Origin of the sequence: Streptomyces fungicidicus (genome assembly GCF_003665435.1) — a bacterium.
Lineage (GTDB): Bacteria > Actinomycetota > Actinomycetes > Streptomycetales > Streptomycetaceae > Streptomyces > Streptomyces fungicidicus.
Window position 1 is genome coordinate 474,410 of record NZ_CP023407.1, and the last position, 24,591, is coordinate 499,000.

The 24,591-nt window shown below is 72.3% G+C and carries 21 protein-coding genes; 6 read left to right on the top strand and 15 right to left on the bottom strand.

Features of this window, described 5'->3' with window-relative positions:
- Positions 1–23 precede the first annotated feature (23 nt).
- Positions 24–989, bottom strand: coding sequence for a phosphotriesterase family protein (locus CNQ36_RS01945; protein WP_228312899.1), 966 nt, complete (start codon positions 987–989; stop codon positions 24–26).
- 250 nt (positions 990–1,239) lie between these two features.
- On the opposite strand from CNQ36_RS01945, the gene CNQ36_RS01950 reads away from it, so the two are divergent.
- From CNQ36_RS01950 to CNQ36_RS01965, 4 genes are read left to right on the top strand one after another with little or no spacing between them, the layout of a single operon-like run.
- Positions 1,240–2,412 carry a cytochrome P450 gene (locus CNQ36_RS01950; RefSeq protein ID WP_121544667.1) on the top strand — a complete coding sequence of 391 codons (1,173 nt, stop codon included), beginning with the start codon at positions 1,240–1,242 and terminating at the stop codon, positions 2,410–2,412.
- The gene (locus CNQ36_RS01955; RefSeq protein ID WP_040908015.1) at positions 2,409–2,597 is read left to right on the top strand and encodes a ferredoxin; all 189 of its coding nucleotides are present in this window, start codon (positions 2,409–2,411) and stop codon (positions 2,595–2,597) included. Before CNQ36_RS01950 ends, CNQ36_RS01955 begins: the two co-directional genes overlap by 4 nt.
- Positions 2,594–3,736 carry an NAD(P)/FAD-dependent oxidoreductase gene (locus CNQ36_RS01960; RefSeq protein ID WP_121544668.1) on the top strand — a complete coding sequence of 381 codons (1,143 nt, stop codon included), beginning with the start codon at positions 2,594–2,596 and terminating at the stop codon, positions 3,734–3,736. The genes CNQ36_RS01955 and CNQ36_RS01960 overlap by 4 nt, the downstream gene beginning before the upstream one ends.
- Positions 3,737–3,746: 10 nt before the next feature.
- Complete coding sequence (locus CNQ36_RS01965) at positions 3,747–4,670, top strand: LysR family transcriptional regulator (protein WP_121544669.1); 924 nt, start codon at positions 3,747–3,749, stop codon at positions 4,668–4,670.
- Between the two features lie 4 nt (positions 4,671–4,674).
- On the opposite strand, the gene CNQ36_RS01970 is transcribed toward CNQ36_RS01965, so the two are convergent.
- The 10 genes from CNQ36_RS01970 to CNQ36_RS02015 all read right to left on the bottom strand — a co-directional run bounded on the left by CNQ36_RS01970 (position 4,675) and on the right by CNQ36_RS02015 (position 13,514).
- Entirely contained in the window at positions 4,675–5,820 is a 1,146-nt protein-coding gene (locus CNQ36_RS01970; RefSeq protein ID WP_121544670.1) for an RNA polymerase sigma factor, read from the bottom strand.
- An 8-nt stretch (positions 5,821–5,828) separates the two neighbouring features.
- Positions 5,829–6,236: a YciI family protein gene (locus CNQ36_RS01975; RefSeq protein WP_004936008.1), complete on the bottom strand. Its 408-nt coding sequence runs from the start codon at positions 6,234–6,236 to the stop codon at positions 5,829–5,831.
- 124 nt (positions 6,237–6,360) lie between these two features.
- Positions 6,361–6,969, bottom strand: a complete 609-nt coding sequence (locus CNQ36_RS01980; protein ID WP_121544671.1) for a TetR/AcrR family transcriptional regulator — start codon at positions 6,967–6,969, stop codon at positions 6,361–6,363.
- A gap of 94 nt (positions 6,970–7,063) precedes the next feature.
- Positions 7,064–7,732, bottom strand: coding sequence for a 3-oxoacid CoA-transferase subunit B (locus CNQ36_RS01985; protein WP_121544672.1), 669 nt, complete (start codon positions 7,730–7,732; stop codon positions 7,064–7,066).
- Complete coding sequence (locus CNQ36_RS01990) at positions 7,732–8,424, bottom strand: 3-oxoacid CoA-transferase subunit A (RefSeq protein WP_121544673.1); 693 nt, start codon at positions 8,422–8,424, stop codon at positions 7,732–7,734. The genes CNQ36_RS01985 and CNQ36_RS01990 overlap by 1 nt, the downstream gene beginning before the upstream one ends.
- Entirely contained in the window at positions 8,421–9,614 is a 1,194-nt protein-coding gene (locus CNQ36_RS01995) for a thiolase family protein (protein WP_121544674.1), read from the bottom strand. The genes CNQ36_RS01990 and CNQ36_RS01995 overlap by 4 nt, the downstream gene beginning before the upstream one ends.
- Positions 9,611–10,864: an FAD-dependent oxidoreductase gene (locus CNQ36_RS02000; RefSeq protein ID WP_121544675.1), complete on the bottom strand. Its 1,254-nt coding sequence runs from the start codon at positions 10,862–10,864 to the stop codon at positions 9,611–9,613. Before CNQ36_RS02000 ends, CNQ36_RS01995 begins: the two co-directional genes overlap by 4 nt.
- A gap of 28 nt (positions 10,865–10,892) precedes the next feature.
- On the bottom strand, positions 10,893–11,528 hold the full coding sequence (locus CNQ36_RS02005) for a maleylpyruvate isomerase N-terminal domain-containing protein (protein ID WP_121544676.1): 636 nt from the start codon (positions 11,526–11,528) through the stop codon (positions 10,893–10,895).
- Positions 11,525–12,352: a fumarylacetoacetate hydrolase family protein gene (locus tag CNQ36_RS02010; protein WP_121544677.1), complete on the bottom strand. Its 828-nt coding sequence runs from the start codon at positions 12,350–12,352 to the stop codon at positions 11,525–11,527. The genes CNQ36_RS02005 and CNQ36_RS02010 overlap by 4 nt, the downstream gene beginning before the upstream one ends.
- A gap of 1 nt (position 12,353) precedes the next feature.
- Complete coding sequence (locus tag CNQ36_RS02015; RefSeq protein WP_121544678.1) at positions 12,354–13,514, bottom strand: cupin domain-containing protein; 1,161 nt, start codon at positions 13,512–13,514, stop codon at positions 12,354–12,356.
- Between the two features lie 72 nt (positions 13,515–13,586).
- On the opposite strand from CNQ36_RS02015, the gene CNQ36_RS02020 reads away from it, so the two are divergent.
- Entirely contained in the window at positions 13,587–14,363 is a 777-nt protein-coding gene (locus tag CNQ36_RS02020; RefSeq protein WP_121544679.1) for an IclR family transcriptional regulator, read from the top strand.
- A gap of 221 nt (positions 14,364–14,584) precedes the next feature.
- Positions 14,585–16,222, top strand: a complete 1,638-nt coding sequence (locus CNQ36_RS02025) for an MFS transporter (protein WP_228312900.1) — start codon at positions 14,585–14,587, stop codon at positions 16,220–16,222.
- Here CNQ36_RS02025 and CNQ36_RS02030 read toward each other — a convergent pair.
- From CNQ36_RS02030 to CNQ36_RS02045, 4 genes are all read right to left on the bottom strand, one after another.
- Positions 16,219–19,230, bottom strand: a complete 3,012-nt coding sequence (locus CNQ36_RS02030; RefSeq protein WP_121544680.1) for a 3-keto-alpha-glucoside-1,2-lyase-like domain-containing protein — start codon at positions 19,228–19,230, stop codon at positions 16,219–16,221. The two genes, CNQ36_RS02025 and CNQ36_RS02030, sit on opposite strands and share 4 nt — an antisense overlap.
- Before the next feature lie 213 nt (positions 19,231–19,443).
- Positions 19,444–20,190: a class I SAM-dependent methyltransferase gene (locus CNQ36_RS02035; RefSeq protein WP_121544681.1), complete on the bottom strand. Its 747-nt coding sequence runs from the start codon at positions 20,188–20,190 to the stop codon at positions 19,444–19,446.
- A gap of 46 nt (positions 20,191–20,236) precedes the next feature.
- The gene (locus tag CNQ36_RS02040) at positions 20,237–21,049 is read right to left on the bottom strand and encodes an SAM-dependent methyltransferase (protein ID WP_121544682.1); all 813 of its coding nucleotides are present in this window, start codon (positions 21,047–21,049) and stop codon (positions 20,237–20,239) included.
- A gap of 151 nt (positions 21,050–21,200) precedes the next feature.
- Positions 21,201–24,575, bottom strand: a complete 3,375-nt coding sequence (locus CNQ36_RS02045; RefSeq protein ID WP_121544683.1) for a pyruvate carboxylase — start codon at positions 24,573–24,575, stop codon at positions 21,201–21,203.
- Positions 24,576–24,591 lie beyond the last annotated feature (16 nt).

Consider the following 24,591-nt stretch of genomic DNA (forward strand, 5'->3'; position numbering starts at 1 on the left):
GAACGTGATGGGCGTGGGCGTGCTCAGCGCACCGACAGCAGGGCGCGCGGGTTCTCCTCGAGAATCCGCCGCACGTCCCCGTCGCCGAGGCCCCGTGCCGTCAGGAGCGGGACGAAGGTTGTCAGGACATGGCTGTACGGCAGGTCGTTGCCGGTGTGGCCCTTCGCCACGCCGGTGGCGCCGGCGGACAGCAGGATCCGGTCGCCGAAGCCGGCCCGCACCAGTTCGGCGACCAGGGCGGCACGCTCGGCGTCCGTGATGTGTTCCCCGCCCTCCGTGCCGACGTGGTCGAGCGCCGCGTAGGCGCCGCGGCGGACGGTCTCCAGGGGCGCGCCGGCGGAGACGGCGTCCGCGCGGTCGAGTCCGCCGACGACGACGCGGCCGGCCGGCAGCTTCTCGTCCAGGACGACGTCGAGGTCGTGGACGGCGTCGCTCCCGTACCGGAGGGAGACCGCGACGCCGGTGGCCAGGGCGGTCCGGGCGGCGCCGCGGAAGAGGCTCTCGTCGGTCGCGGTCATGCCGGTGCGGGTCGCGGTGGTGGCCACCAGGCCGGCGGCGCCGCGCCGCTCCACCCGGGGCACGACCATGCCCTCGGTGACCTCCTTGGTGAAGAGGTCGGCGAACTTGCCGGCCGGCCACGGGGTCGGCGGGTTGGTCTGCGGCGTCAGGAAGTAGCCGCCGAGCAGCTCCTCCGGGCCCTGGCCCGTCGAGGCGACGATGTGCACGCCGGTCGCGCGGGAGAGGGCCTCGTACAGCCGGACGTCCCGGCCGTGGAACATGCCGGTGCTGTCCACGATCGTGCCGCCGCCGTGGGCGCGGAAGTCCCTGAGCTTCGCGGCGAGGGTCTCGAAGATCTCGGCGCGGTCGATGGTGACGTCGAAGGCGTACTCCGCGCCCGGGACCACCGACAGCAGCGCCTCGTGGACCGAGACGACGCCCAGTTCCTCGGCCGGCACCGGGCCGAGGACGGTGTTCACGGTGTTGCTCATGCCGCTCATGCCTGCCTCACGTCTGCGGGATGGGGTGCTCGGCACCCTGTGGCTGCGGTCACGTTAACCATTCGATTTACACGCCGTCAATGAAACGAACACCACGAAAAAACAATCTGCGCAGGGTTGCGCGAACGCCTCCGACCAGCACCCCACGGGTGCCGCCAGGAGCCATACATGAACGCCACGCATGATGGGGTATGCAAAGCATTCACTTGCTGGATGCAGGACCGGCCACTTCACTGAGGGCATGACCAAGCCGCCCACCTCCGACGTCGACCTCTTCGCCGACGACGTCCTGCTGGACCCCTTTCAGGCCTACGCCGAGCTGCGGGAGCAGGGCCCCGTAGTCCATCTCCGGAAGAACGACGTCTACGCACTGACCCGGTACGACGTCATCCGGGGCGCGCTCGCCGACTGGGAGTCGTTCTCGTCGGCCTCGATAGCCTTCAATCCGACGGCCAACGAGGCCCTCACCGGGACCTCGCTCGCCTCCGACCCTCCGGCGCACACCCAGCTGCGGGCAGCCCTCACCGAGAACCTGTCCCCGCGTGCGCTGCGCGGTCTCAAGGGCCGGATCGAGAAGAAGGCGGACACCCTCGTCGCCGAACTCGTCGAGCGGGGCTCCTTCGAGGCCGTCGACGCCCTCGCCCGCGCCTTCCCCCTGGAGGTCGTCGCGGACCTCATCGGCTTCACCGGCCACGTGCGCGACAACATGCTGCGCTGGGGACAGGCCGCTATGCAGGTGCTCGGCCCGATGAACCAGCGCACGGCCGAGAACTTCCCCGTCGCCGGCGAGCTGTACGCCTGGTGCTCCGCGGTCCGGGCCGACGACCTGGCCGAGGGCTCCGTCGGCCGGGGCATCTTCGAGGCCGAGGCACGCGGCGCCATCCCCCCGGACACGGCCGGGCACATCATCCACCAGTACCTCGGGGCCGGCGTCGACAGCACCATCGCGGCGATCGGCAACATCGTCGCCCTCTTCGCCAGACACCCCGACCAGCTCGCCCTGGTCCGCGCGGACCCCTCGCTGGTGCCGGCGGCGTTCAACGAGGTGCTGCGCTTCTGGCCGCCCATCAACGCCTGGGGGCGGCTCGCCACCAGGGACGTCGACATCGACGGGACCGTCGTCCCGGCGGGCGCCCAGGTCGCGGTGCTGCTCGGATCCGGCAACCGCGACCCCCGGCACTACGACGACCCGGACGCCTTCCTCGTCACCCGCAACCCGGTCGACCACCTGGCGTTCGGCTACGGGCCGCACGGCTGCGCCGGCCAGGGACTCGCCCGTCTGGAGGCGCACGCCGTGATCGAGGCGCTGTCCCGGCGCGTCGGCCGTCTCGTCGCCGGACCGGAGGTCCGCGTTCCCAGCAACACCACCCGGAGCGTCGAAGAGCTCCCCGTCCTGGAGGTGATCCCCGCGTGAGGATCGTTCTCGACCGCCCCCGCTGCGAGGGCCACGGCCTGTGCGAGGAGGCCGCGCCGCAGCTCATGCACCTCGACGACGAGGGCGAACTCGTGCTGGACCGCGAGGAGGTCGACGGTGCGGACGCCGCGCTGGCGAACGCCGCCGCCCGCGTCTGCCCGGTCGCCGCGCTGAGGGTCGCATGACCACCCGCGCACCGGCCCGTGTGGTCGTCGTCGGCAACGGGATCGCCGGGCTCACCGCCGCCGACACGCTCCGCGAGGCCGGCTTCGACGGCGAGCTGACCGTCGTCGGCGACGAACCGCACCCGGCGTACAGCCGCCCGGCACTGTCGAAGGCGCTGCTGCTCGACGGCGACGACCTGACCTCGCACGAACTGCCGCCGGCCGGCCACGGGGCGACGGAGCTGCTCGGGGTGCGGGCGACCGGGCTGGACGTCGACCGCCGGCGCGTCACGCTCGACGACGGCACGCAACTGCCGTACGACCGCCTCGTGCTGGCGACCGGATCGCGCGCCAGACGGTTGTCCGGGCTGCCCGGGGAACTCACCCTGCGCGGGCTCGACGACGCCCTGTCCCTGCGCGGCCGGCTGGCGGCCGCGCCGTCGGTCGTCGTGGTGGGCGGGGGCCCGCTCGGCATGGAGATCGCGTCGGGCTGCCGGGCCGCGGGCTGCGAGGTCACCCTCGTCTCCCAGGGCGTCCCGCTGGTCCTCCAGCTCGGCCCGTACCTCGCCGGTGTGTTCACCGGGGCGGCGCGGGAGCACGGGCTGACCGTCCTCGAGACCGCGGCCGCGCGGATCGAGGGGCACGGCGCGAACGCCCGGGTCGTCCTCGACGAGGGCACGGTCCTGGAGGCGGACGTGGTCCTGACCGCCGCCGGCGACATTCCCAACACGGAGTGGCTCGCGGGCTCGGGGCTCACCGCGAAGGGTGCCGTACCGGTCGACAGCCGGGGGCTCGTCCGCCCCGATGTGGCCGCCGTCGGCGACCTCGCGGCGTTCCCCACCGCGCACGGCGTGCGCCGCGTCCCCCTGTGGAGCAGCGCGATCGAGCAGGCCAAGGTCGCCGCGAGGGCCCTGCTCCGCGGCGACGAGGCGCCGCCGCTCGACTTCCAGCCGTACTTCTGGACCGAGCAGTTCGGGCTGAGCCTGAAGGCGGTGGGTCATCTGCCGGCGGAGGGCGAACCGGAGTATGTCGACGGGGCTCCCGGGGGCGGACCGGCGCTGATGCGCTGGCCGCACCAGGACGGCACCGCCGACGCCGTGGCGCTCAACTACCGGATAGCCATCCCCCGGCTGCGCCGGATGACCCGGGCCGCCGCGTAGGGTTCCCCGCATGAGCGAAGGGGACGAGGGCACCACGGGTTCGGAGCTGGACCGTCTGGCGTCGGTCAACCTCAACCTGCTGGTGCCCCTCCTCGCCCTGCTCGAGGAGCGTTCGGTGACCCGGGCCGCGGAGCGGGTCGGTCTGTCCCAGCCGGCGATGAGCCACGCGCTCACCAGGATGCGGCGTCTGCTCGGCGACGAACTCGTCGTGCGGCAGGGGACGGGCGTCACTCTGACCCCGCGGGCGCTGCAGCTGATCGCGCCGCTGCGCAGCGCCCTGCGACAGACGGCACGCGTCGTGGACCTGCCCCGCTTCGACCCCGCGACGGACCAGCGGGTCGTCACGGTCGCCATGACGACCAGCACGGCGTTCGTCGTCGGCGCGCGGCTGTCGCGGCTCGTCGCCGAGCGCGCCCCGCACGCCACGCTGCGGCTGCGGACGATCACGGTCCCGGCCGACGCCACCTTCACCGACCAGGGCGTCGACGTGGTGCTGATCTCCGAGGGGCACTCCTCGCCCTATCCGCGCGAGCGGCTGTACAACGACCGCGTGGTGGTCGTGGCCTCTCCGGACACGCCGCCGGAAGCGAGCGCGCTCGACCTCCTGACCACCCAGCGGCACGTCGTCGTGGACACCGACCGGAGGGTCTTCCCCTACTCCGTGCTGGAGGAGAAGGGCATCCCCTACAGCGTCGGCAGGCTGAGCTCCGACTTCCTGCTGGTGCCCTTCCTGGTCGCCCGCGCGGGCGGGGTCGCGCTGATCCGCCACCGGGTCGCCGTCGCCATGCGGTCCCTCGCCGACCTGCGGATCGAGGAGTTCCCGTTCCCCCTTCCGGGGCTCGGGATCGACATGGTCTTCAACCCCCGGCTGAGCGACCAGTACTTCGTCGAATGGCTCCGGGCGCTGCTGTTCGACGTCGCCGCCCACCTCTGACGTCTCAGGCCGGCCGGCGGGAGTTGAGCCGGGCGGCCTGACGCGTGAGGTGGTCGCGCTCGGCGAGGTCGGACGCCTTGTGGGCCGCCTCGGCGTACAGCCGCGCCGCCGTCACCGGGTCTCCGTCGCGCTCGTGGAGGTACGCGGCCACCGCGGTGTGGCGGGGCAGTGAGGCGTCCAGCTCCGCGAGGGCCGCCAGCCCGGCGCGCGGTCCGTCGGCCTCGCCGACGGCGACCGCGCGGTTGAGCCGGACGACCGGACTGTCGGTCAGGCGCGTGAGTTCGTCGTACCACTCGACGATCTGCACCCAGTCGGTCTCCTCGGCGGTGGGCGCGTCGGCGTGCAGGGCGGCGACGGCGGCCTGGGCCTGGAACTCGCCCAGCCGGTCGCGGGCGAGCGCCGTCTGCAGGATGCCGATGCCCTCGGCGATCGCCCCGGTGTCCCAGCGTCCGCGGTCCTGTTCGGCGAGCGGCACCAGGCTGCCGTCGGGCGCGGTGCGGGCGGCGCGCCGGGCGTGGTGCAGCAGCATGAGGGCGAGCAGCCCCGCCACCTCGGGGTGGTCGACGGCGGCCGCGAGCTGCCGGGTGAGCCGGATGGCCTCGGCCGCGAGGTCGACGTCACCGGAGTAGCCCTCGTTGAAGACCAGGTAGAGGACGCGCAGCACGGTGGCGACGTCGCCGGGCCGGTCGAACCGCGCGCCGGCGACGGTGCGCTTGGCCCGGCTGATCCGCTGTGCCATCGTCGCCTCGGGCACCAGGTAGGCCCGGGCGATCTGGCGGGTGGTGAGCCCGCCGACGGCGCGCAGTGTCAGCGCGACCGCGGAGGACGGCGTCAGTGACGGGTGGGCGCACAGGAAGTACAGCTGGAGCGTGTCGTCCGCGTCGGACGCGGGCCCGGGCGGCGGCTCCTCCTCGACGAGGTCCTCACGCCGGCGGCGGGCCGCGTCCGCCCGCGTGGCGTCGAGGAACTTGCGCCAGGCCACGGTGACCAGCCAGCCCTTGGCGTCCCTCGGCGGGTCGGCGGGCCAGACGCGGATCGCCTCGACCAGCGCGTCCTGTACGGCGTCCTCGGCCGCCGCGAAGTCGGCTCCGCGGCGGACGAGGACGCCGAGCACGCCCGGCGTGAGGCTTCTCAGCAGGGCCTCGTCCATCGCCGGCGTCAGTCCGTGATGGTGGGCGGCGCGGTCAGGAACGGGCGCAGCTCGAGCCACTCGTGGATCGGCCTGCCGCCCGCCCCGGGGGCGGCCGACAGCTCCCCGGCGAGTTCGACGGCGCGCTCGTAGCCGTCGACGTCGATCACCATCCAGCCGGCGATGAGGTCCTTGGTCTCGGCGAACGGGCCGTCGGTGACCGGCGGGCGCCCCTCGCCGTCGTACCGGACGAACGTCCCCTCGGGGGCGAGCGCCTGGCCGTCGACGAACTCGCCGGTCTTCTCGAGCCGGTCCGCGAAGTCCTGCATGTACTGGACGTGGGCCGAGATCTCCTCGGGCGTCCACTGGTCCATGGGGATGTCGTTGACGGCGGCGGGGGCGCCCCGGTAGTGCTTCAGCAGCAGGTACTTGGCCATGGTGTGCTCCTCGGTGCGGTGCGGACCATTGTGGTCGCGCTCACCCCGGGGACGGAGCCGGACGCGGGTTCTCGACATCCGCGCCGCACATTTTTCCCGCGGATCTCCCGTGCCGGGCATCCCGTCAGGTCAGCAGCCGCACCCAGCTCGCGCCGAGCTCGTCGAGCATCTGCTCACGGGTGAGCTTCCAGTCGGCGCGGTGCCAGTGCTGGGCGACGTAGTCGAGCTGGGCCATGGCGAGCACTCCCCGGAAGTGACGCTGGTGGGGTTCGAGGCGCCCGGCCGCCGTGAGTCCGTCCTCGATGTCGCTGATGGCCTCCTCCAGCCAGCGTTCGACCAGGTCGGGGAGGTCCGGATCGATCACCGCGGCATCACGGCCGATGCGGATGATCGGACGGATGGCCGGCCAGCTCTCGGCGGTGCGCCGCAGCCACGCCATGATCGCTTCCGGGGTCCCCTCGGCGACGGTGGCGACCAGGTCCCTGGCCGTCGAACCGTGTTCGGGGGAACGGACGCGCTGGAGCACCTCGTTGAGCTGTTCGTCGATCAGCGCCTTCATCAGTTCGCTGCGCGAGGGGAAGTAGGCGTAGAAGGTCACCCGTGTGGTGCCCGCCGCGGTGGCGATGTCGTCGACCGTGGTGGCGGCGTACCCCTTCGTCTTGAACAGCTCGAGTCCCGACTCCAGCAGCAGACGGCGCGTCATCCGCTTCTGTGCCTCACGAAGGTTCGCCATGCCGGAGATCCTAACGCCGTCCGTGCACGGCGAACGCACACACCGGCTCCTAGCTTTGCGTGACATAAGTGATCTTTACCATGCGTACGGCTTCTCAGATGCGCAGCTCGACGGAGAGCCGCTCCCCCAGTTCCGCCGCCGTGACGCCGTACGTCTCCAGGACCCTGGCCCCGTCCGGACCGGTGGCGAAGACGCCGTGGTCGGTGTAGACGCGGTGGACGCAGGCGGCCCCGGTGAGCGGGTAGGTGCACGCGGGGACGAGCTTGGGCGTGCCGTCCCGGGTGAACAGCTTCATCATCACCAGCACCTGCCGCGCTCCGACGGCGAGGTCCATCGCGCCGCCGACGGCGGGGACGGCGTCCGGGTCACCGGTGTGCCAGTTGGCCAGGTCGCCGTGGTGGGAGACCTGGAACGCCCCGAGGACGCACACGTCCAGGTGACCGCCGCGCATCATCGCGAAGGAGTCGGCGTGGTGGAAGTACGCCGCTCCGGGCAGCTCGGTGACCGGGACCTTGCCGGCGTTGGTGAGATCGGGGTCGATCTCGTCGCCGGTGGCGGCCGGGCCCATGCCGAGCATGCCGTTCTCGGTGTGCAGCACGATCCCGGAGTCCGCCGACAGGTGCTCGGCGATCCGGGTCGGCTGTCCGATGCCGAGGTTGACGTAGGAACCGGCCGGGATGTCGCGGGCGATGCGGGCGGCGAGTTCCTCGGTGGTGAGCGGGCCCCGGCCGGTGTGTTCCACCACGGTGGCTGCGGTCGTCATCAGCGGGCTCCTTGCACGGTGAGCCGGCGGGCCTCGGCCCGTACCAGGCGGTCGACGTAGATGCCCGGGGTGACCACGGTCTCCGGGTCGATCTCCCCTGCGGGCACGATCCCGGCGACCTGGGCGACGACCGTGCCGGCGGCGGTGGCCATCACGGGGCCGAAGTTCCGGGCGGTCCTGCGGTAGACGAGGTTGCCCACGGTGTCCGCCCGGTGGGCGGATATCAGGGCCACGTCACCCTTGATCGGGTGCTCCAGGACGTGGACGCGGCCGTCGATCTCCCGCGTCTCCTTGCCGTCCGCCAGCGGGGTGCCGGCGCCGACGGGGCTGTAGAAGGCGCCGATACCCGCCCCGGCGGCCCGCATCCGCTCGGCGAGGGTGCCCTGCGGTACGACCTCCAGGCCGACGCGTCCGGCCCGGTACAGCTCGTCGAAGACGTACGAGTCGCTCTGCCGGGGGAAGGAGCAGATCACCTTGCGCACCCGGCCGGCCGCGAGGAGGGCGGCCAGGCCGACGTCGCCGTTGCCCGCGTTGTTGGAGACGACGGTCAGGTCGCCGGCGCCCTGCCGGATCAGCGCGTCGATCAGGTCGAACGGCATGCCCGCCAGCCCGAATCCGCCCACCAGGACGGTCGAGCCGTCCTCGATGCCCGCCACGGCCTCGTCGGCCGTCTCCGCGATGGTCGTGGTCATCCTTGGCCCACCTCGTCGCTCACGTTCTCCAGGACCACGGCGAGGGCCTGGCCCACGCCGATGCAGATCGCCGCGACGCCCCAGCGCTCGCGCCGCTCACGCAGCACCTTCGCCAGCGTGCCCAGCAGCCGGCCGCCCGAGGCGCCCAGCGGGTGCCCGAGGGCGATGGCGCCGCCACGGGTGTTGACGATCTCCGGGTCGACGCCCCAGGCGTCCACGCAGGCGAGCGACTGCACGGCGAACGCCTCGTTCAGCTCCACCGCGCCGACGTCGCCCCAGCCGATCCCGGCCCGGCGCAGCGCCCGCTCGGCGGCCTCCACGGGGGCGAAGCCGAACCGCTGCGGCTCGACGGCGTGCACGCCGCGCCCGGCGATCCGGGCGACCGGGGCCAGCCCGATCCGTCCGGCCGCCTCGCCGGTGCCGAGGAGCACGGCGGACGCGCCGTCGCTCAGCGGGGAGGCGTTGCCCGCGGTGATCGTCCCGTCCGGGCGGAACGACGGCTTCAGGGCCGCCAGCCTCCCGGGGTCGGTGCCGGGGCGGATGCCCTCGTCGCGGGCGAGGTCCTCCACGGGCAGGACCAGGTCGTCGTAGAAGCCCTCGTCCCAGGCCGCGGCGGCCAGCCGGTGCGAGCGCGCCGCGAAGGCGTCCTGCCGCTCGCGGGAGATCGAGAACTCCTCCTGGAGCTGTTCGTTGCACTCGCCCAGCGAGACCGTCCATTCCTTCGGCATCGCGGGGTTCACCAGCCGCCAGCCGAGGGTGGTGGACACGGCCGTGACGTCACGGGCGGGGAAGGCGCGGTCCGGCTTGGGCAGCACCCACGGCGCGCGGCTCATGGACTCCACCCCGCCGGCGACGACGACGTCCGCGTCGCCGGACTCCAGGGTGCGGGAGGCGACGACCGCCGCGTCCAGGCTGGATCCGCAGAGCCGGTTGACGGTGGTGGCGGGCACGCTCACCGGCAGTCCGGCCAGCAGCACCGCCATCCGGCCGACGTTGCGGTTGTCCTCGCCCGCGCCGTTGGCGTTGCCCCACACCACGTCGCCGATCGCGGCGGGGTCGAGGCCGGGCGCCTTGGCCAGCACGCCCGTCAGCGCGGCGGCGGCGAGGTCGTCGGGGCGCACCCCGGCGAGGGCCCCGCCGAAGCGGCCGAACGGGGTGCGGGCCGCCGCGTAGAGGTAGGCGTCGCTCATGCCGCGCCGCCGGCCGGCACGGGTTCGCCGGTGACCGCCGAGTCCAGCGGTATCGCCGTGAACATCGGCGGCTCCTCGTCCGGGGTCAGCGCGGTCGGGCCGTACAGCCAGTCGGTGAACGCGTAGTCGTAGGTGTCGCGGGCGCGCAGCAGCACGTTGCGCTGCTCGCGGGCGAGACCGTCGAGGTGCCACAGCTCGCCCCACTTGCGGGACGTGGTCAGGACGCGTCGGCAGTGCTCCGGGCGGACGGCCTCGTAGGCGGCGAGCGCGGCGGTCCAGTCCACCGTGCCGTCCTCGGCGCGGTTGCGGGCGACGTGCTCGCCGAGCACCCAGCCGTCCTCGATGGCCATGATCGCGCCCTGCGCGATGTACTGCAGCGGCGGGTGCGCAGAGTCGCCGAGCAGCGCGATCCGGCCGTGCACCCACGTCATGATCGGGTCGCGGTCGAACATCCGCCACCACTTGTCCCGCCACATGAAGGGCAGGCCGTCCTGGACGAACCCGCAGGTCCCGGCGAAGGCGGCGTCGAGTTCGTCCGGCGTGCCCCAGTCGTCCCGTCCGGCGAGCGCCTTGGGCGACTCGAAGACGGCGACCTGGTTGAGCATCTCGCCGCCGCGCAGTCCGTAGTGGACGAAGTGGCACCGGGGGCCGATGTACACCACGACCTCGCTGAGGTCGACGGACTCCACCCGGGGCTGCGCGGCCGGGACGGTGCCGCGGTAGGCGACGTACGCCGAGGAGACGGGCCGGTCGTCGACGAACAGCTTGCGGGCGGGCGAGTGCAGGCCGTCGGCCGCGATGACCATGCCCGCCTCGTGGGTCTCGCCGGAGGCGAGGGTCACCCGGGCGCCGCCGTCGGTGTTCTCGTACGAGGTCACCCGGGCGTCGTTGACCAGTTCGACGCCGGCCCGCTCGCAGGCGCGCAGCAGCAGGCCGTGCAGGTCGCTGCGGTGGATGACCAGGTACGGGTAGCCGTAGCGCCGCTCCAGGTCGCGCAGGTCGAGCCGGGTCAGCTCGTCGCCGTCGACGGCGTCGCGCATGACCATGGCGTCCGGGACGACGCCGAGGCTCTTGGCCTCGTCCAGGAGGCCGTAGTCGTCGAGGATGCGGGTGCAGTTGGGGGCGAGCTGGATGCCCGCGCCGACCTCGCCGAAGGCGGGGGCGCTCTCCAGCAGGCGGACGCTCTGGCCCTGGCGGGTCAGGGAGCAGGCCACGCCGAGGCCGCCGATGCCGCCTCCGACCACGATCACATCAGGGTGGGACATGGGAATCACTTCTCTACAGCCACGGGCCGAGCTCGGGAGCGTCGGCGAGCGAGTGGGGACGGCCGGCCAGCCAGGCCGCGACCTCCGGCAGCGGACCGTCGGGGAGCTCGGTCAGCCCGCGTCTGGCGCGGATCTCTCCGGCCAGGGCGGTCAGGAAGCCCTTCGGGAGGTCGGCGAAGGTGACGACGCCGGTGCCGAGGTCGACGGCGTGGACGCACACCTCGCGGGCGCGCATCCACGGCAGCTCGGTCGCGGGGACGGTGCGGCCCTGGGCGGTGACCACCTCGTGCTGCCACTGTTCGCCGGTGAGCGCGTCCAGTCCCTCCCCGAGCCGTCGCGCGGAGCCGGTGAGCCAGGAGCGGAGTTCGCCGGCCGACAGGGTGGGGCCCTTGGCGATGCCGGCGGCGCGCTCCTCGGCGGAGGCGTACATCGGCGTCTTCTCGCCGGTGGCCGCCCAGTGCACCAGGTTGCACAGGGCGTCGGCGTTGGCGGCGACATGCGCCACCAGGTGCTTGCGGGTCCACTCCGGCAGCGCGCTGGGGGCACGGAAGCCGGCCTCGTCGAGGCCCGCGACGGCGTCGAGCATCAGCTCGGTGCCGGTACGCGCCCAGGCGCGGGCGTCGGCGAAGGTGCGCGCGGCCCCGGTCACTCCCCGACCACCTTGTTGGTGCAGGCGCCCAGGCCGGCGATCTCGGTGCTCACGGTCTGGCCGGGGAGCAGGAAGACCTTGGGGTCGCGGGCGTTGCCCACGCCGGCCGGAGTGCCGGTGGCGATGATGTCGCCCGGGCGCAGGGTGATGACGGTGGAGATGTACTGGACCAGGAAGACCGGGTCGAACAGCAGCGTGCCGGTGTCGTCCTGCTGCGTGACCTGGCCGTCGACGACCGTCCTGACCTCGAGCGCGGGGCGGACGCCGCCGACCTCGTCGGGGGTGACGACGTAGGGGCCGACCGGGGTGGACGCCTCCCAGATCTTGCCCTGGGTCCACTCGATGGTGCGGAACTGCCAGTCGCGCACCGAGATGTCGTTCATGACGGTGAAGCCGGCGATGGCGTCGGCGGCCTGCTGCTCGTCGGCGCGGCGCACCTGGGCGCCGATCACGACGGCCAGTTCGACCTCCCAGTCGAGCGCCTCGGTCTCGGCCGGCTTGACGATGTCGTCGTTCGCGCCCAGCAGGGTGTCGGCGAACTTCGGGAAGAGGGTCGGGTGACTCGGCAGTTCCCGGCCCATCTCCTTGATGTGGTTGGTGTAGTTGTGGCCGACGCAGACGACCTTGGAGGGGTTCGGGACGACCGGCGCGAAGTCGGCGCCCTCGACCGGGTAGGTGGTGCCGGACGCGGCGGCGGCCTTCGCCCGCCAGTCGGCCCGGGCGAACAGCTCGCCCAGGTCGGCGTGTCCGAGGTCGACGAGGACCTCGCCGTCGAGGCGGACCGCGCGGGTCCCGTCGGCGGTGCGGAGGGTGGCGAGCTTCATGTCAGGCGTCCTTCTGGGTGCGGTCGAGCTTGAGCGCCTCGAAGACGGGCGCGTCGGAGAAGCGGAACAGGTCGAGGGCGCCCTCGTCGGAGTCGGAGGCGCCGGCCTCGGAGCGGGCGGAGAACGGCTCCCAGGACGGGACGACGAACAGGTCGCCGCGGGTCACGGTCCAGGACCTGTCCCCGACGGTCACCACGCCGGAGCCGTCGAAGACCTGGTGGACGGACGATCCGGTCTCGCGCACCGGCGCGGTCTCGGCGCCCCGGGCGACGCGGTGGAACTCGGCGCGCAGGGTCGGCAGCACGTCGGAGCCGTCGTGCGGGTTGGAGTAGCGCACCGCGGCGTGGCCGGGCTCGACGGTGCCGCCGAAGCCCTCCTTCTCCAGCAGCAGCTGGTCGCGCAGGGCGGCGTTGGTGTATTCCCACTTGTACGACAGCAGCGGGCTGCCCGGCGCGGCGGGGACGGCCGACAGGGGGCGCAGGCCCGGGTGTCCCCACAGGCGCTCGGAGCGCGACCGCTCGGGCGTGGTCCGCTCGGCGTCGCCGATCTCGTCGCGGCCGAACTCGAAGAACTGTGCCTCGGTGACGTACTGGAAGGGGATGTCCAGGCCGTCGATCCAGGCCATCGGCTCGGAGGTCGCGTTGTGGTGGGCGTGCCAGTTCCAGCCGGCCTGCGGGAGGAAGTCACCGCGGTTCATCGGCACCGGGTCGCCGCCGACGACCGTCCACACGCCCGAGCCCTCGACGACGAAGCGGAAGGCGTGCTGGGTGTGACGGTGCTCGGGTGCGTCCTCGCCCGGCATGAGGTACTGGATGGCCGCCCACAGGGTCGGTGTGGCGAAGGGCCGGCCGCCGAGGGAGGGGTTGGCCAGCGCGATGGCCCGGCGCTCGCCGCCGCGCCCGACGGGGACCAGGCCGCCGGCCCGGTCCGCGAGTTCCCGCAGCCGCTGCCAGCGCCACAGGTGGGGCACGGCGCGCGAGCGCGGGTGGGCCGGCATCAGGTCGCCGATCTCGGTCCACAGCGGGACGAGCAGCTCCTGTTCGAAGCCCCGGTACAGCTCTTCGAGCGCCGGGGTGACCTCGGGTTGCCCCTCCGCGGCGACGGCCTGGAGCCGGACCGGGGAACCCGTTGCGGTGTCATGGGCGAGGGAGGAGTGAGTCACGCTCCACAGACTGCGCCGTGTCTTCAGAGAGAACATGTAGATTCTGGAGAGCAGAATCTTTGAGGAAGTGCCATGGACAAGCCGCTCAAGACTCCCCCGCCGTACCCCGTCGCCAGCGTGGACCACGCGCTGCGGGCCGCGACGATCCTGCAGATGGAGGGCGGTGCGACCGTGTCGCAGATCGCCGAGCGGCTCGGCGTGGCCAGGTCGACCGCGCACCGGCTGCTGGCGATGCTGGTCTACCGGGACTTCGCCGTGCAGGACGAGGACCGCGTCTACCGTGCGGGTCCGGTGCTGGAACTCGCCGCGCACTCCCAGTCGCTGGTGTCGCGGCTGCGCGCGGCGGCCCTGCCGCATCTGCGGCGCGTCGTCGACCTGGTGGACGAGACCACGAACCTGATCGTGCGCACCGGGGACACGGCCCGGTTCATCGCCAGCGTGGAGTGCCGGCAGGCGCTGCGGGTCGGTTCCCGGGAGGGCATGGTGTTCGCGGCCCACCGCACGACGGCGGGGCTGCTGCTCCTCGCCGACCTGTCCGACGCGGAACTGGACGAGGTGTACGCCCCGGAGCGCTACCGGGACCGTCCCGGCGACCGGCCCGACCTCGCCCGGCTGCGGACGGAGCTGGCGCGGCTGCGCCGCAACGGTTTCGCCGTCAACAAGGAGCGCTCCGAGCGCGGTCTCGTGGCCGTCGGGGTGCCGGTGCGCGACCGGGACGGCACCGCGCTGGCCGGTCTGTCGGTCTCCATGCCCGGCGTGCGCTACGACCCGCACCGGCTCCAGCCCCTGGTGGCCACCCTGGACGCGTCGGCGCGCGCCCTGGAGGCCGACCTGGCGGAGGTCCGCTGAGTCCGCGGTCCCGGGGGCGAATTTGTCTTACATCTAGATCGCTCATCTTAAGTTGTGCATTTTTCATTGACGCGACGTAAAGCGAAGTGTCATTCTCCCGGCACCACGCCGGACTCGCGACGTGCCCTCTCCCCCACCTCGTACGCAGAGCCGAGCGCCTTGACGCTCCCGGGCTCCCGTCTTCTCGGGCCGCCCGCTTTCCCAGCCAGGGAGAACCAGCAATGACGCTCAACGACGGGACGACGACGTCCCACGGCCCCACCGCGGGGGCCGCCCGGACACCGGGCTACGCGGGAACACTGGCTGCCGCCTGCGGCGCGGTCTTCGTGGCCCAGGTCGCGAACGCGCTGCCCGCCTCGCTGAACGGACTCCTCCAGCAGGACCTGAACACCCACGGCTCCCAGCTCACCTGGATCACCGCCGCGTTCATGATCGCCGTGGTCTGCTTCGAGTTCACCTTCGGTGTCCTCGGTGACCTCTTCGGACGGCGCAGGCTCGTGGTGGCCGGCACGGCCCTCGTCGCCGCGGGAAGCGCCGTGGCCGCGATGGCGCCCAGCGTCCAGGTGCTGTGGATCGGCGCCGCCCTCAACGGCCTGGGCGCGGGCGCCATGTTCCCCGGTTCGCTCACCGCGATCAGCGCGGTCACCCGCGGAATGCGGGAACGGGCGCACGCGGTGGCGGTCTGGAGCGGCTTCCTGTCAGCCGGCGCCGCGGTCTCCCCCCTGCTGGGCGGCATGTTCGCCAAGGTCGGCTCGTGGCGTGGCTCCTTCTGGGTGCTCCTCGGACTCGCCCTGGCCAGCATGGTGCTCACCCTGGTCCTGGCCACGGAGTCGAAGGCCCCGGAGGGCCGCAGGCTCGACGTCCCCGGTCAGATCACCTTCGCCATCGGCCTCATCCTGGTCCTGTACGGGGCCGTCGAGGGCCCCGAGTCCGGCTGGACCACCCTTCCGGTGATGCTGGCCTTCGGTGTCGGCGCGTGCTTCCTCGCCGCGTTCGTGCTGGTGGAGCTGGGCGCCGAGTCCCCGATCTTCGACCTGAGGCTGTTCCGCAACCGCGCCTTCACCGTGTCGTCCGTCGTCGCGGTCATCGGCATGCTCGCCTTCCTGGGCGCCTGCTTCGCCACGAGCATGTGGCTGGGTCCCGTGCAGCACCAGGACCCGATCCGCGTCGCGGTCCCCTTCCTGCTCCTGCAGGGCCCCGCCTTCCTGCTCATCCCGGTCGTCTCGCGCCTCCTGCACCGGGTCGCCGCGACATGGCTGCTGACCTCGGGGTTTGTCCTGATGGCGATCGGGTGCCTCCTCTTCGCCGGGATGGACGTCACCGACACCGGGCTCGGCGGCTTCGTCGCGCCGTCCCTGCTGATCGGCGTCGGCTTCGCGCTGACCGTCAGCTCCGTGACGGCCGTGGCGCTGAACAGCGTGCCCCGGCATCTGGCCGGCATGGCCAGCGCCACCACCAACATGCTGCGCGACCTCGGCTTCGCCCTCGGCCCCGTGGTCGTCACCGCGGTCGCCCTCAGCGGCGCCGGGTCGGCGTTCACCGCGAAGCTGGCCGGCGCGGACCTGACCGCCGGCCAGCTGGCGGCGGCACGCGAGATCGCCTCCGCCGGCGGCCCCATCGCCGTGAACAGCCTGCCGCCCGGCGCCCCGGGCTCCGCCGCCCACGGCGTCGCCCTGGAGGCCCTGGGCAGCGGGTTCGGCACCGCGTATCTGGTGTGCGCCGTGGCGGCCGTCGTCGCCGCCGCCCTGACCGCCTTCGGCATGATCGGCCTCGGCCGCTCGCACGCCGGGGACGAGGAGTCCGGCGCAGCGCCGTCCGCCGCGGACGGCAGGGCGCCGGACCCGGCCGCCGCCCGCTAACCCAGCGGCTCGATACGGATGTTGCGGTAGCGCACCGCGTTCCCGTGGTCCTGCAGCCGGATCGCTCCGGCCGCGGGACCTTCGGGCGCTCCACCGCCCGTCGGACCGTCGATCGCGACGTCGTCGTGGACCTTCCTGCCGTTCCACACCACGGTGACCCGCGCGTCGGCCGTCTTGTTCCCCTCGGCGTCGTAGCGCGCCGCGCGGAAGACGATGTCGTACGACTGCCAGGTCTCGGGCGCCTTGGCCGCGTTGACGTCGGGCGCCTTCTTCAGATAGATCGCTCCCGCCTCATCGGTGTCCGGGGTGGTGTCGCCGTAGGAGTCCAGGATCTGGATCTCGTAGCGGTCCTGGAGGTAGACGCCGCTGTTGGCGCGGTCCTGGCCCGTCACGTCCGGGGGCAGCTTCGGCAGCCGGTACTCCAGGTGGAGCCTGAAGTCGTCGAAGCCGTTCTTGGTGCGGATGTCCCCGCAGCAGACCTCCATCGCCCCGCCGCTGACCGGCCACTGCGCCGGACGTCCGTCGGTGTGCTGCCACTGGCCGAGGCCGTCGCCGTCGAACAGCGTGACCGGGCTGCCGTGCGGGAGCACGGTGAGCAGGTCCAGGTTGACGTGACCGGTGTCGCCCTCGTCGTACCGGTAGGCGACGGTGTTGTGCCCGGCGCGGAGCCTCAGGGACTCGGTCTGTGTCGACCAGGTGTCCCAGTCGCCGGTGTCACGGAATGTGGTCCGTCCCGCCTTCTTCCCGTTGACGTACAGGGAGAGGGTCTTGGTGCCCCGGAAGGGGTTCGGGCCGTTGGAGTAGCGCATGCCCAGGTCGTACGTGCCGGTCCGGTCCACCCGGACGTCGAAGGTGGTCGTGGCGCCCTGGGTGCCGTACCGGTCGACGAAGCCGCTGCCGGAGTAGCCCCGGTGGTCGGTGTTGACGCCGGCCGCGCCGGTGAGGGCCGCCTCCTCGGCCTCGTACAGCGGGCCGTGTTCCGGCTGTACGCCGGGCATGGCGTTGAGCGTGTACCAGGCCTCCGTGCTCCACAGGGTCTCGCCCGACTCCGAGCCGAACGGGCGCGGCGAGCGGACGTGCACCACGCGGCCCGGCTTCAGGCCCTCGACCGCCAGGGTCACCTTCCTGCGGTCGCGGGACAGCTCCGCCGAGGTCACCTTCAGGGTCTCCTCGGCGATCTTGGGGCCGCCGTAGTCGCGCGTCGGGGTGTAGCGCCACTGCTCGGCCTCGTAGTGGCTCACCAGGTCGTCCGCGGTCTCCCGGGAGAGCGGCTGGGTGTACTCCAGCTCGAAGCCGCCCTTCTTCACCCGCATGGCCTGGATGTCGAAGGTGTTGCCGCCGTTGGGGGACAGCTTCTGCAGCCCGTACTTGAGCTTGCCCTCCTGGCCCCAGTTGCCGTCGGCGCCCAGACCGCCCGCGTAGATCGCTCCGTCGGGGCCCATGGTGATCCGGTTGACGCCGGCCTCGAGGCCCTGGGTGAAGCGGAAGACGGCGCCCTGGTACTGGCCCTTGACCTTCTCCAGGTAGGCGCGCTGGAGACCGCCGTAGGTGACGTCACCGAAGAGCATCTGCCCCTTGAACCTGCCCTTGGTCAGGTAGAGGGGTGTGCTGGGCGAGTTGGCGATCTCGTTCTGCGGGAGCCAGAGCACCGGCTGGGTGACCGGCTTCGCGTCGAAGGGGCCGGCGGGGTTGGTGTAGTGGTTGAAGAAGCGGTCCTGCTTGATGTGGACCAGCTTCGACGAGGGCAGCCAGCCGCCCTGGTTGTCCGTCGCGAAGATGTCGCCGCCGGGGCCCCAGCCGATGCCGTTCGGGGTGCGCAGGCCGCCGGCGAGGTAACTGACCTCGCCGGTCTTCCGGTTGACCTTGACGGTCGTGCCGCGGCAGGCCGCGGGCTGCGGATCCGTGGTGGCTCCGCCGTAGTTGATGGCGACGGACAGGTTCAGGTAGAAGTAGCCGTCGCGGTACAGGAGTCCGAAGGCGAACTCGTGGAAGTTCCCGCCGTACGGCCAGGTCGCGAGGGTCCTGTACTCGTCCGTCACGCCGTCGCCATCGCTGTCGCGCAGTTCCGTCAGTTCGTGCTTCTGGGAGACGAAGACGGTGCCGTCGACGACCTTGAGGCCCATCGGCTCCTTGAGACCCTCGGCGATCCTCGTGGCCTTCACCTTCTCGGGGCCGGTGCTGCCGGTGACCTCGTCGAGGACGTATACCTCGCCGGCGGTGTTGTCGGTGCCGCCCCAGGTGCTCACGGCCAGGCGGCCGTCGGGCAGCCAGTCCATCCCGGTGATCTGCGGTTCGAAGCCGTCGGGGCGCAGGTCGGTGAGGGTGTGGTCGGGGCGCACCGAGTTGAGCGGGAGGCCGTCGCCGGGCGAGTCGGTGATGCCCTCGCACTCCTTGCGGCCCGGGGCGGTGACCCGGACCACGCCGGCGTCGGTGCTCAGGGCAGCGTTCGGCACGGTCTCGAATCCGTCGGCGCCCGGCGGCCGCCAGGCGAGGCTGAGCACCTGGTCGCCGCCGCGTTCGAAGTGGTCGACACGCAACGCGTGCATGCCCTCGGTGAGTTCGACGGCTCCGTCCTTGGGCTCGGCGCCGTGCAGCCCGTCGTGGTCGATGACCAGCCGGTCGTCGATCAGCAGCCGCGAGCCGTCGTCGCTGGACAGCCGGAAGGTGTACGAACCGTCGGCCGGCACATGGATGTTGCCGGTGACCTGGGTGACGAAGTTGTCGCCGAACCCGCCGAAGTCGTCGGTCGAACTCCAGTCGATCGTCGGCATCAGCTTGTCGACGTTGGGGGTCTGTCCGGGCTTGAGCGTGCAGATCGTGTCGAGCGGGACCTGGACGTCGAAGACGCGCAGGGTGACACCGGGCTCCTGGGGCGGCACATCGGCCCGCGGCGCGGAGTCCGGCCGGGCCGATGCCACGGGGGATCCCCAGAGTCCGCCCGCGACGAACGCGCCGACGAGCAGCACTGTCAGGCGTCTTCGGGCACGCCGGTACAGCCGTGCGTCCATGCTTCCTCCTGCTGAGTCGACCGGAGGGCCGGATGACTCCGGTGCCGAACGGGAAACGCCAACGGTTGCGGCGCACACGCTAGGAGACTTCTGCTCAGCACGTCCATACTTTGTCATCGATGAGTTCAAAGTCCTGCCGGCGGGCGGCATGCATCGATGCGAGGGATGCGCGCGGGCTCGGGTGCGCGGCGGCGGTCTGCTGCGCAACAGGCCCTAGGAGTCGGACGGGAGCCGGTAGACGGACACATGGGAGGGCGAGTCCGCGGTGAACTCGGCGCCGTCCCAGTCGGCGTGCCGGGACTCCAGCTCGAAGCCGGCCAGCCGGGCCATCAGGTCGAGCTCGGCCGGCCAGATGTAGCGGTGCGGGCTGCGGAACAGTTCCGCCCGCTCGGTGCCGTCGTCGAAGCGGAAGTGGTGCGACACGACGTGCTGACGCAGGATGTCGTACGTGTCCAGGCCGATGTAACCGGGCTCGGTCCGCCACACCGTGGCGGTCTGCCCCGGTGGGAGCTTGCGCAGTTCGGGAACCCACAGTTCGACGACGAAGCGGCCGCCGGGCCCGAGGTGGCGGGCGGCGTTGCGGAAGCACTCGACCTGGTCGGCCTGGTCGAGCAGGTTGGAGATGGTGTTGTACACGAGGTAGACGAGGCCGTACTCACCGGGGACGACGGTGGTCGCCATGTCCCCGATGACCACCGGGATCGTCGATTCGTCGGCCTTTGTGCGCAGTTGCTCCACCATCGGCCGGGACAGCTCGATCCCGGTCACCCGTACTCCGCGCCCGGCGAGCGGAACGGCCACCCGGCCCGTGCCGATGGCGAACTCGAGGGCCGCTCCCCCTCCCGCGAGCCGGGCCAGCCGCTCCACCGTCGGTCCCAGCACCCCGGGCGCGAACATGCCCGTTCCGGGCGTGTCATAGCGCCGGGCGACGTCCGCGTTCCAGAGCTCCTTCTGTCGCATTGCGCCAACGCTCCTCTGCGGAGCGGGCGTTGTCCAACGAATTACGTCAGGGCTTGCGGGCCAGGCCGCCGTGCTCGGCGATCGTCTCCGGCGCGGGCGAGGTGGTGTCGGGACGCCACAGCTGTACCGAGACGACGCCGGGGTCGACGAGTTCCAGCCCGTCGAAGAACGCCGTGATCTCCTCGACGGTCCGCAGGTTGTAGGGGACGGCGCCGCTCTCGTTGTAGCCGTCCTGGGCCCGCTCGAAGACCGGGTCGATGCCGCGCGAGCCGTCGTTGACGGAGAGGTAGCTGCCGGACGGCAGGGCGGCCATCAGCGTGCTGACGATGGAGCGCGCCCGGTCGTAGTCCGCGACGTGGCCCAGGATGTTGCTGAGGATGAGGGCGGTGGGGCGCTCGAGGTCCAGCGTCTCCCGCGCGGCTTCCAGGATGCGCTCCGGCTCCAGGACGTTCGCGTCGACGTACGCCGTCGCCCCCTCCGGGGTGGAGTAGAGCAGCGCGCGGGCATGGGCCAGGACCATCGGGTCGTTGTCGACGTAGACGATCCGGGAGTCCGGGGCGATCCGCTGGGCGACCTGGTGGGTGTTGTCGGCCGTGGGCAGGCCGGTCCCGATGTCCAGGAACTGGCGTATGCCCTGCTCACCCGCGAGATAGCCGATGTTGCGCCGCAGGAAGGCCCGGCTGCTGCGGGCGATGGTGACGATGCCGGGGAAGACGCCGGTGTAGGCGTCGCCTGCCTCCTCGTCGACCGGGTAGTTGTCCTTCCCTCCCAGCCAGTAGTTCCAGATGCGGGCCGAGTGCGGCACCGAGGTGTCGATCTTCTGTTGCGCTGATCCGGGCGCCGCGGCAGGGTCGGTCATGAGTACCGTCCGTAGTCGTTCGAGGGCTGTTCTGGCCAACGCACAATCTACGTTCCCACAGCTGCCCCGCGGGGGCTTCTCCGCCGGGTCCGCCCCGCGGGGCGGACCCGGCTCGTGGGGCGGACCCGGCTCGTGGGCCGGCCCGCCGCGCTCAGCCGAGTTCGGCGAGCAGGTCGCCGCCCTCCACCTGCTGGATCCGGTTGATCGCCAGCCGGGTGACCGTGCCGGACTTCGGGGCGGTGATCGAGGCCTCCATCTTCATCGCCTCGATGGTGGCCACCGTGGCGCCGGCCTCCACCTCGTCGCCCTCGGCGACGGCCAGCGTCACCACACCGGCGAACGGCGCCGCGACATGGCCGGGGTTGGCCCGGTCGGCCTTCTCGGTCACCGGGACGTCGGAGGCCGCGGCCCGGTCGCGGACCTGGATGGGCCGCAACTGCCCGTTCAGCGTGGCCATCACGGTCCGCATGCCCCGCTCGTCGGCGTCGCCCACGGCCTGCAGTTCGATCAGCAGCCGGACACCGGGGTCGAGGTCGACGCTGTACTCCTTGCCCGGGCGCAGCCCGTAGAAGAAGTTCTTGCTGTCCAGCACGCCGGTGTCGCCGAAGGACTGCCGGTGCGTCTCGAACTCCCGCGTGGGGCCGGGGAAGAGAAGCCGGTTGAGGGTCGGCCGGCGGTCCTTCGCCAGGCCCGCGCGGTCGTCGGCGGTCAGCTCCTGGACGGGCTTGGGCTCGGCGCGGCCCCGCAGGGCCCTGCTGCGGAACGGCTCGGGCCAGCCGCCGGGCGGGGTGCCCAGCTCGCCGCGGAGGAAGCCGATGACGGAGTCCGGGATGTCGAACCGGTTGGGCTCCTCCTCGAAGTCCCGCGGGGAGACACCCGCGCCCACCAGGTGCAGGGCCAGGTCGCCGACCACCTTCGACGACGGGGTGACCTTCACCAGGCGGCCGAGCATCCGGTCGGCGGCGGCGTACATCGCCTCGATGTCCTCGAAGCGGTCGCCGAGCCCGAGGGCGATCGCCTGGGTGCGCAGGTTGGACAGCTGACCGCCGGGGATCTCGTGGTGGTACACACGGCCGGTCGGCGAGGCCAGGCCCGCCTCGAAGGGCGCGTAGACCTTGCGGACGCTCTCCCAGTAGGGCTCCAGGTCGCCTACGGCCTGGAGGTCGAGGCCGGTGGAGCGCTCCGAGTGGTCGGTCGCGGCGACGAGCGCCGACAGCGACGGCTGGGAGGTGGTGCCCGCCATGGACGCCACGGCCCCGTCGACCGCGTCCGCGCCCGCCTGGACCGCGGCGAGATAGGTGGCGAGCTGACCGCCGGCGGTGTCGTGGGTGTGCAGGTGGACCGGCAGGCCGAACTCCCGGCGCAGGGCCGACACCAGCGTCGCCGCCGCGGGCGCCCGCAGCAGCCCGGCCATGTCCTTGACGGCCAGCACATGGGCGCCGGCCTCGACGATCCGCTCGGCGAGCCGCAGGTAGTAGTCGAGGGTGTAGAGCCGCTCGGACGGGTCGGACAGGTCGGCGGTGTAGCACAGGGCCACCTCGGCGACGGCCGTGCCGGTCTCGCGTACCGCCTCGATGGCCGGCCGCATCTGGGAGACGTCGTTGAGCGCGTCGAAGATGCGGAAGATGTCGATTCCGGTCGCCGCGGCCTCCTGGACGAAGGCGTCCGTCACCTCGGTCGGGTACGGGGTGTAGCCGACGGTGTTGCGGCCGCGCAGCAGCATCTGGAGGCAGATGTTGGGCACGGCCTCCCGCAGGGCGGCCAGCCGCTCCCACGGGTCCTCGGCGAGGAAGCGCAGGGCGACGTCGTAGGTGGCGCCGCCCCAGCACTCCAGGGAGAGCAGCCCGGGCAGGGTGCGCGCCACCACGGGGGCGACGGCGAGCAGGTCCTTGGTGCGGACGCGGGTGGCGAGCAGCGACTGGTGGGCGTCGCGGAAGGTGGTGTCCGTGACACCGACGGCCGGCGAGGCGCGCAGCCATCGGGCGAACCCCTCGGGGCCGAGTTCGGCGAGCCGCTGCCGGGAGCCGGCCGGGGGCTCGCCGTCGGGCAGCGGCGGCAGCTTGGTCAACGGGTCGATCAGCTGGGGCCGTTCGCCGTGCGGCTTGTTCACGGTGACGTCGGCGAGGTAGGTGAGCAGTTTGGTGCCGCGGTCGGCGGAGTGGCGCGAGGTGAGAAGCTGCGGACGCTGCTCGATGAACGACGTGGTGACCTGTCCGGCCTGGAAGTCCGGGTCGTCCAGGACCGCCTGCAGGAAGGGGATGTTGGTGGCGACGCCGCGGATGCGGAACTCGGCCACCGCGCGCCGGGCGCGGCCCACCGCGGTGCTGAAGTCCCGGCCACGGCAGGTCAGTTTGACCAGCATCGAGTCGAAGTGGGCGCTGATCTCGGTCCCGGCGTGGGTGGTGCCGCCGTCCAGGCGGATGCCGGAGCCGCCGGGTGAGCGGTAGGCGCTGATCCGGCCGGTGTCCGGGCGGAAGCCGTTGGCCGGGTCCTCGGTCGTGATCCGGCACTGCAGCGCGGCGCCCCGCAGGGTGACGGTGTCCTGCGAGAGACCGAGGCCGGCGAGCGTCTCGCCCGCCGCGATGCGCAGCTGCGCCTGCACCAGGTCGACGTCGGTGACCTCCTCGGTGACCGTGTGCTCGACCTGGATGCGCGGGTTCATCTCGATGAAGACGTGGTTGCCGTCCCGGTCGAGGAGGAACTCCACCGTGCCGGCGTTGTGGTAGCCGATCTGCCGGGCGAAGTTCACGGCGTCGGCGCAGATGCGGTCGCGCAGCTCCGGGTCGAGGTTGGGCGCGGGCGCGAGTTCGATCACCTTCTGGTGGCGGCGCTGCACCGAACAGTCCCGCTCGAACAGGTGAATGACGTCGCCCTGGCCGTCGGCGAGGATCTGCACCTCGATGTGCCGGGGTTCGACGACGGCCTTCTCCAGGAACACCGTGGGGTCGCCGAACGCGGACGCCGCCTCCCGCGAGGCCGCCTCGATGGCCTCCCTCAGCTGTGCGGGATCCTCGACGCGGCGCATGCCGCGCCCGCCGCCGCCCGCGACCGCCTTGACGAACACGGGGAAGCCGACGTCGTCCGCAGCGCGGACGAGTTCGTCGACGTCGGTGGAGGGGGCCGAGGAGCCGAGCACCGGCACGCCGGCCTCCCGGGCGGCGGCCACGGCGCGCGCCTTGTTGCCGGTCAGTTCGAGGATCTCCGGGCCGGGTCCCACGAAGGTGATGCCGGCCTCCTCGCACGCCCTGGCCAGCTCGGGGTTCTCGGACAGGAATCCGTAGCCCGGGTAGACGGCGTCGGCGCCGGCGCGGCGGGCGGCCCGGACGATCTCCTCGACGGAGAGGTAGGCCCGCACCGGATGTCCCGGCTCGCCGATCTCGTACGCCTCGTCGGCCTTCAGCCGGTGCAGCGAGTTGCGGTCCTCGTGCGGGAAGACGGCGACGGTTCGGGCGCCCAGTTCGTAGCCCGCGCGGAACGCCCGAATCGCGATCTCGCCGCGGTTGGCGACCAGCACCTTGCGGAACATTCTCGATCCCTTCAGC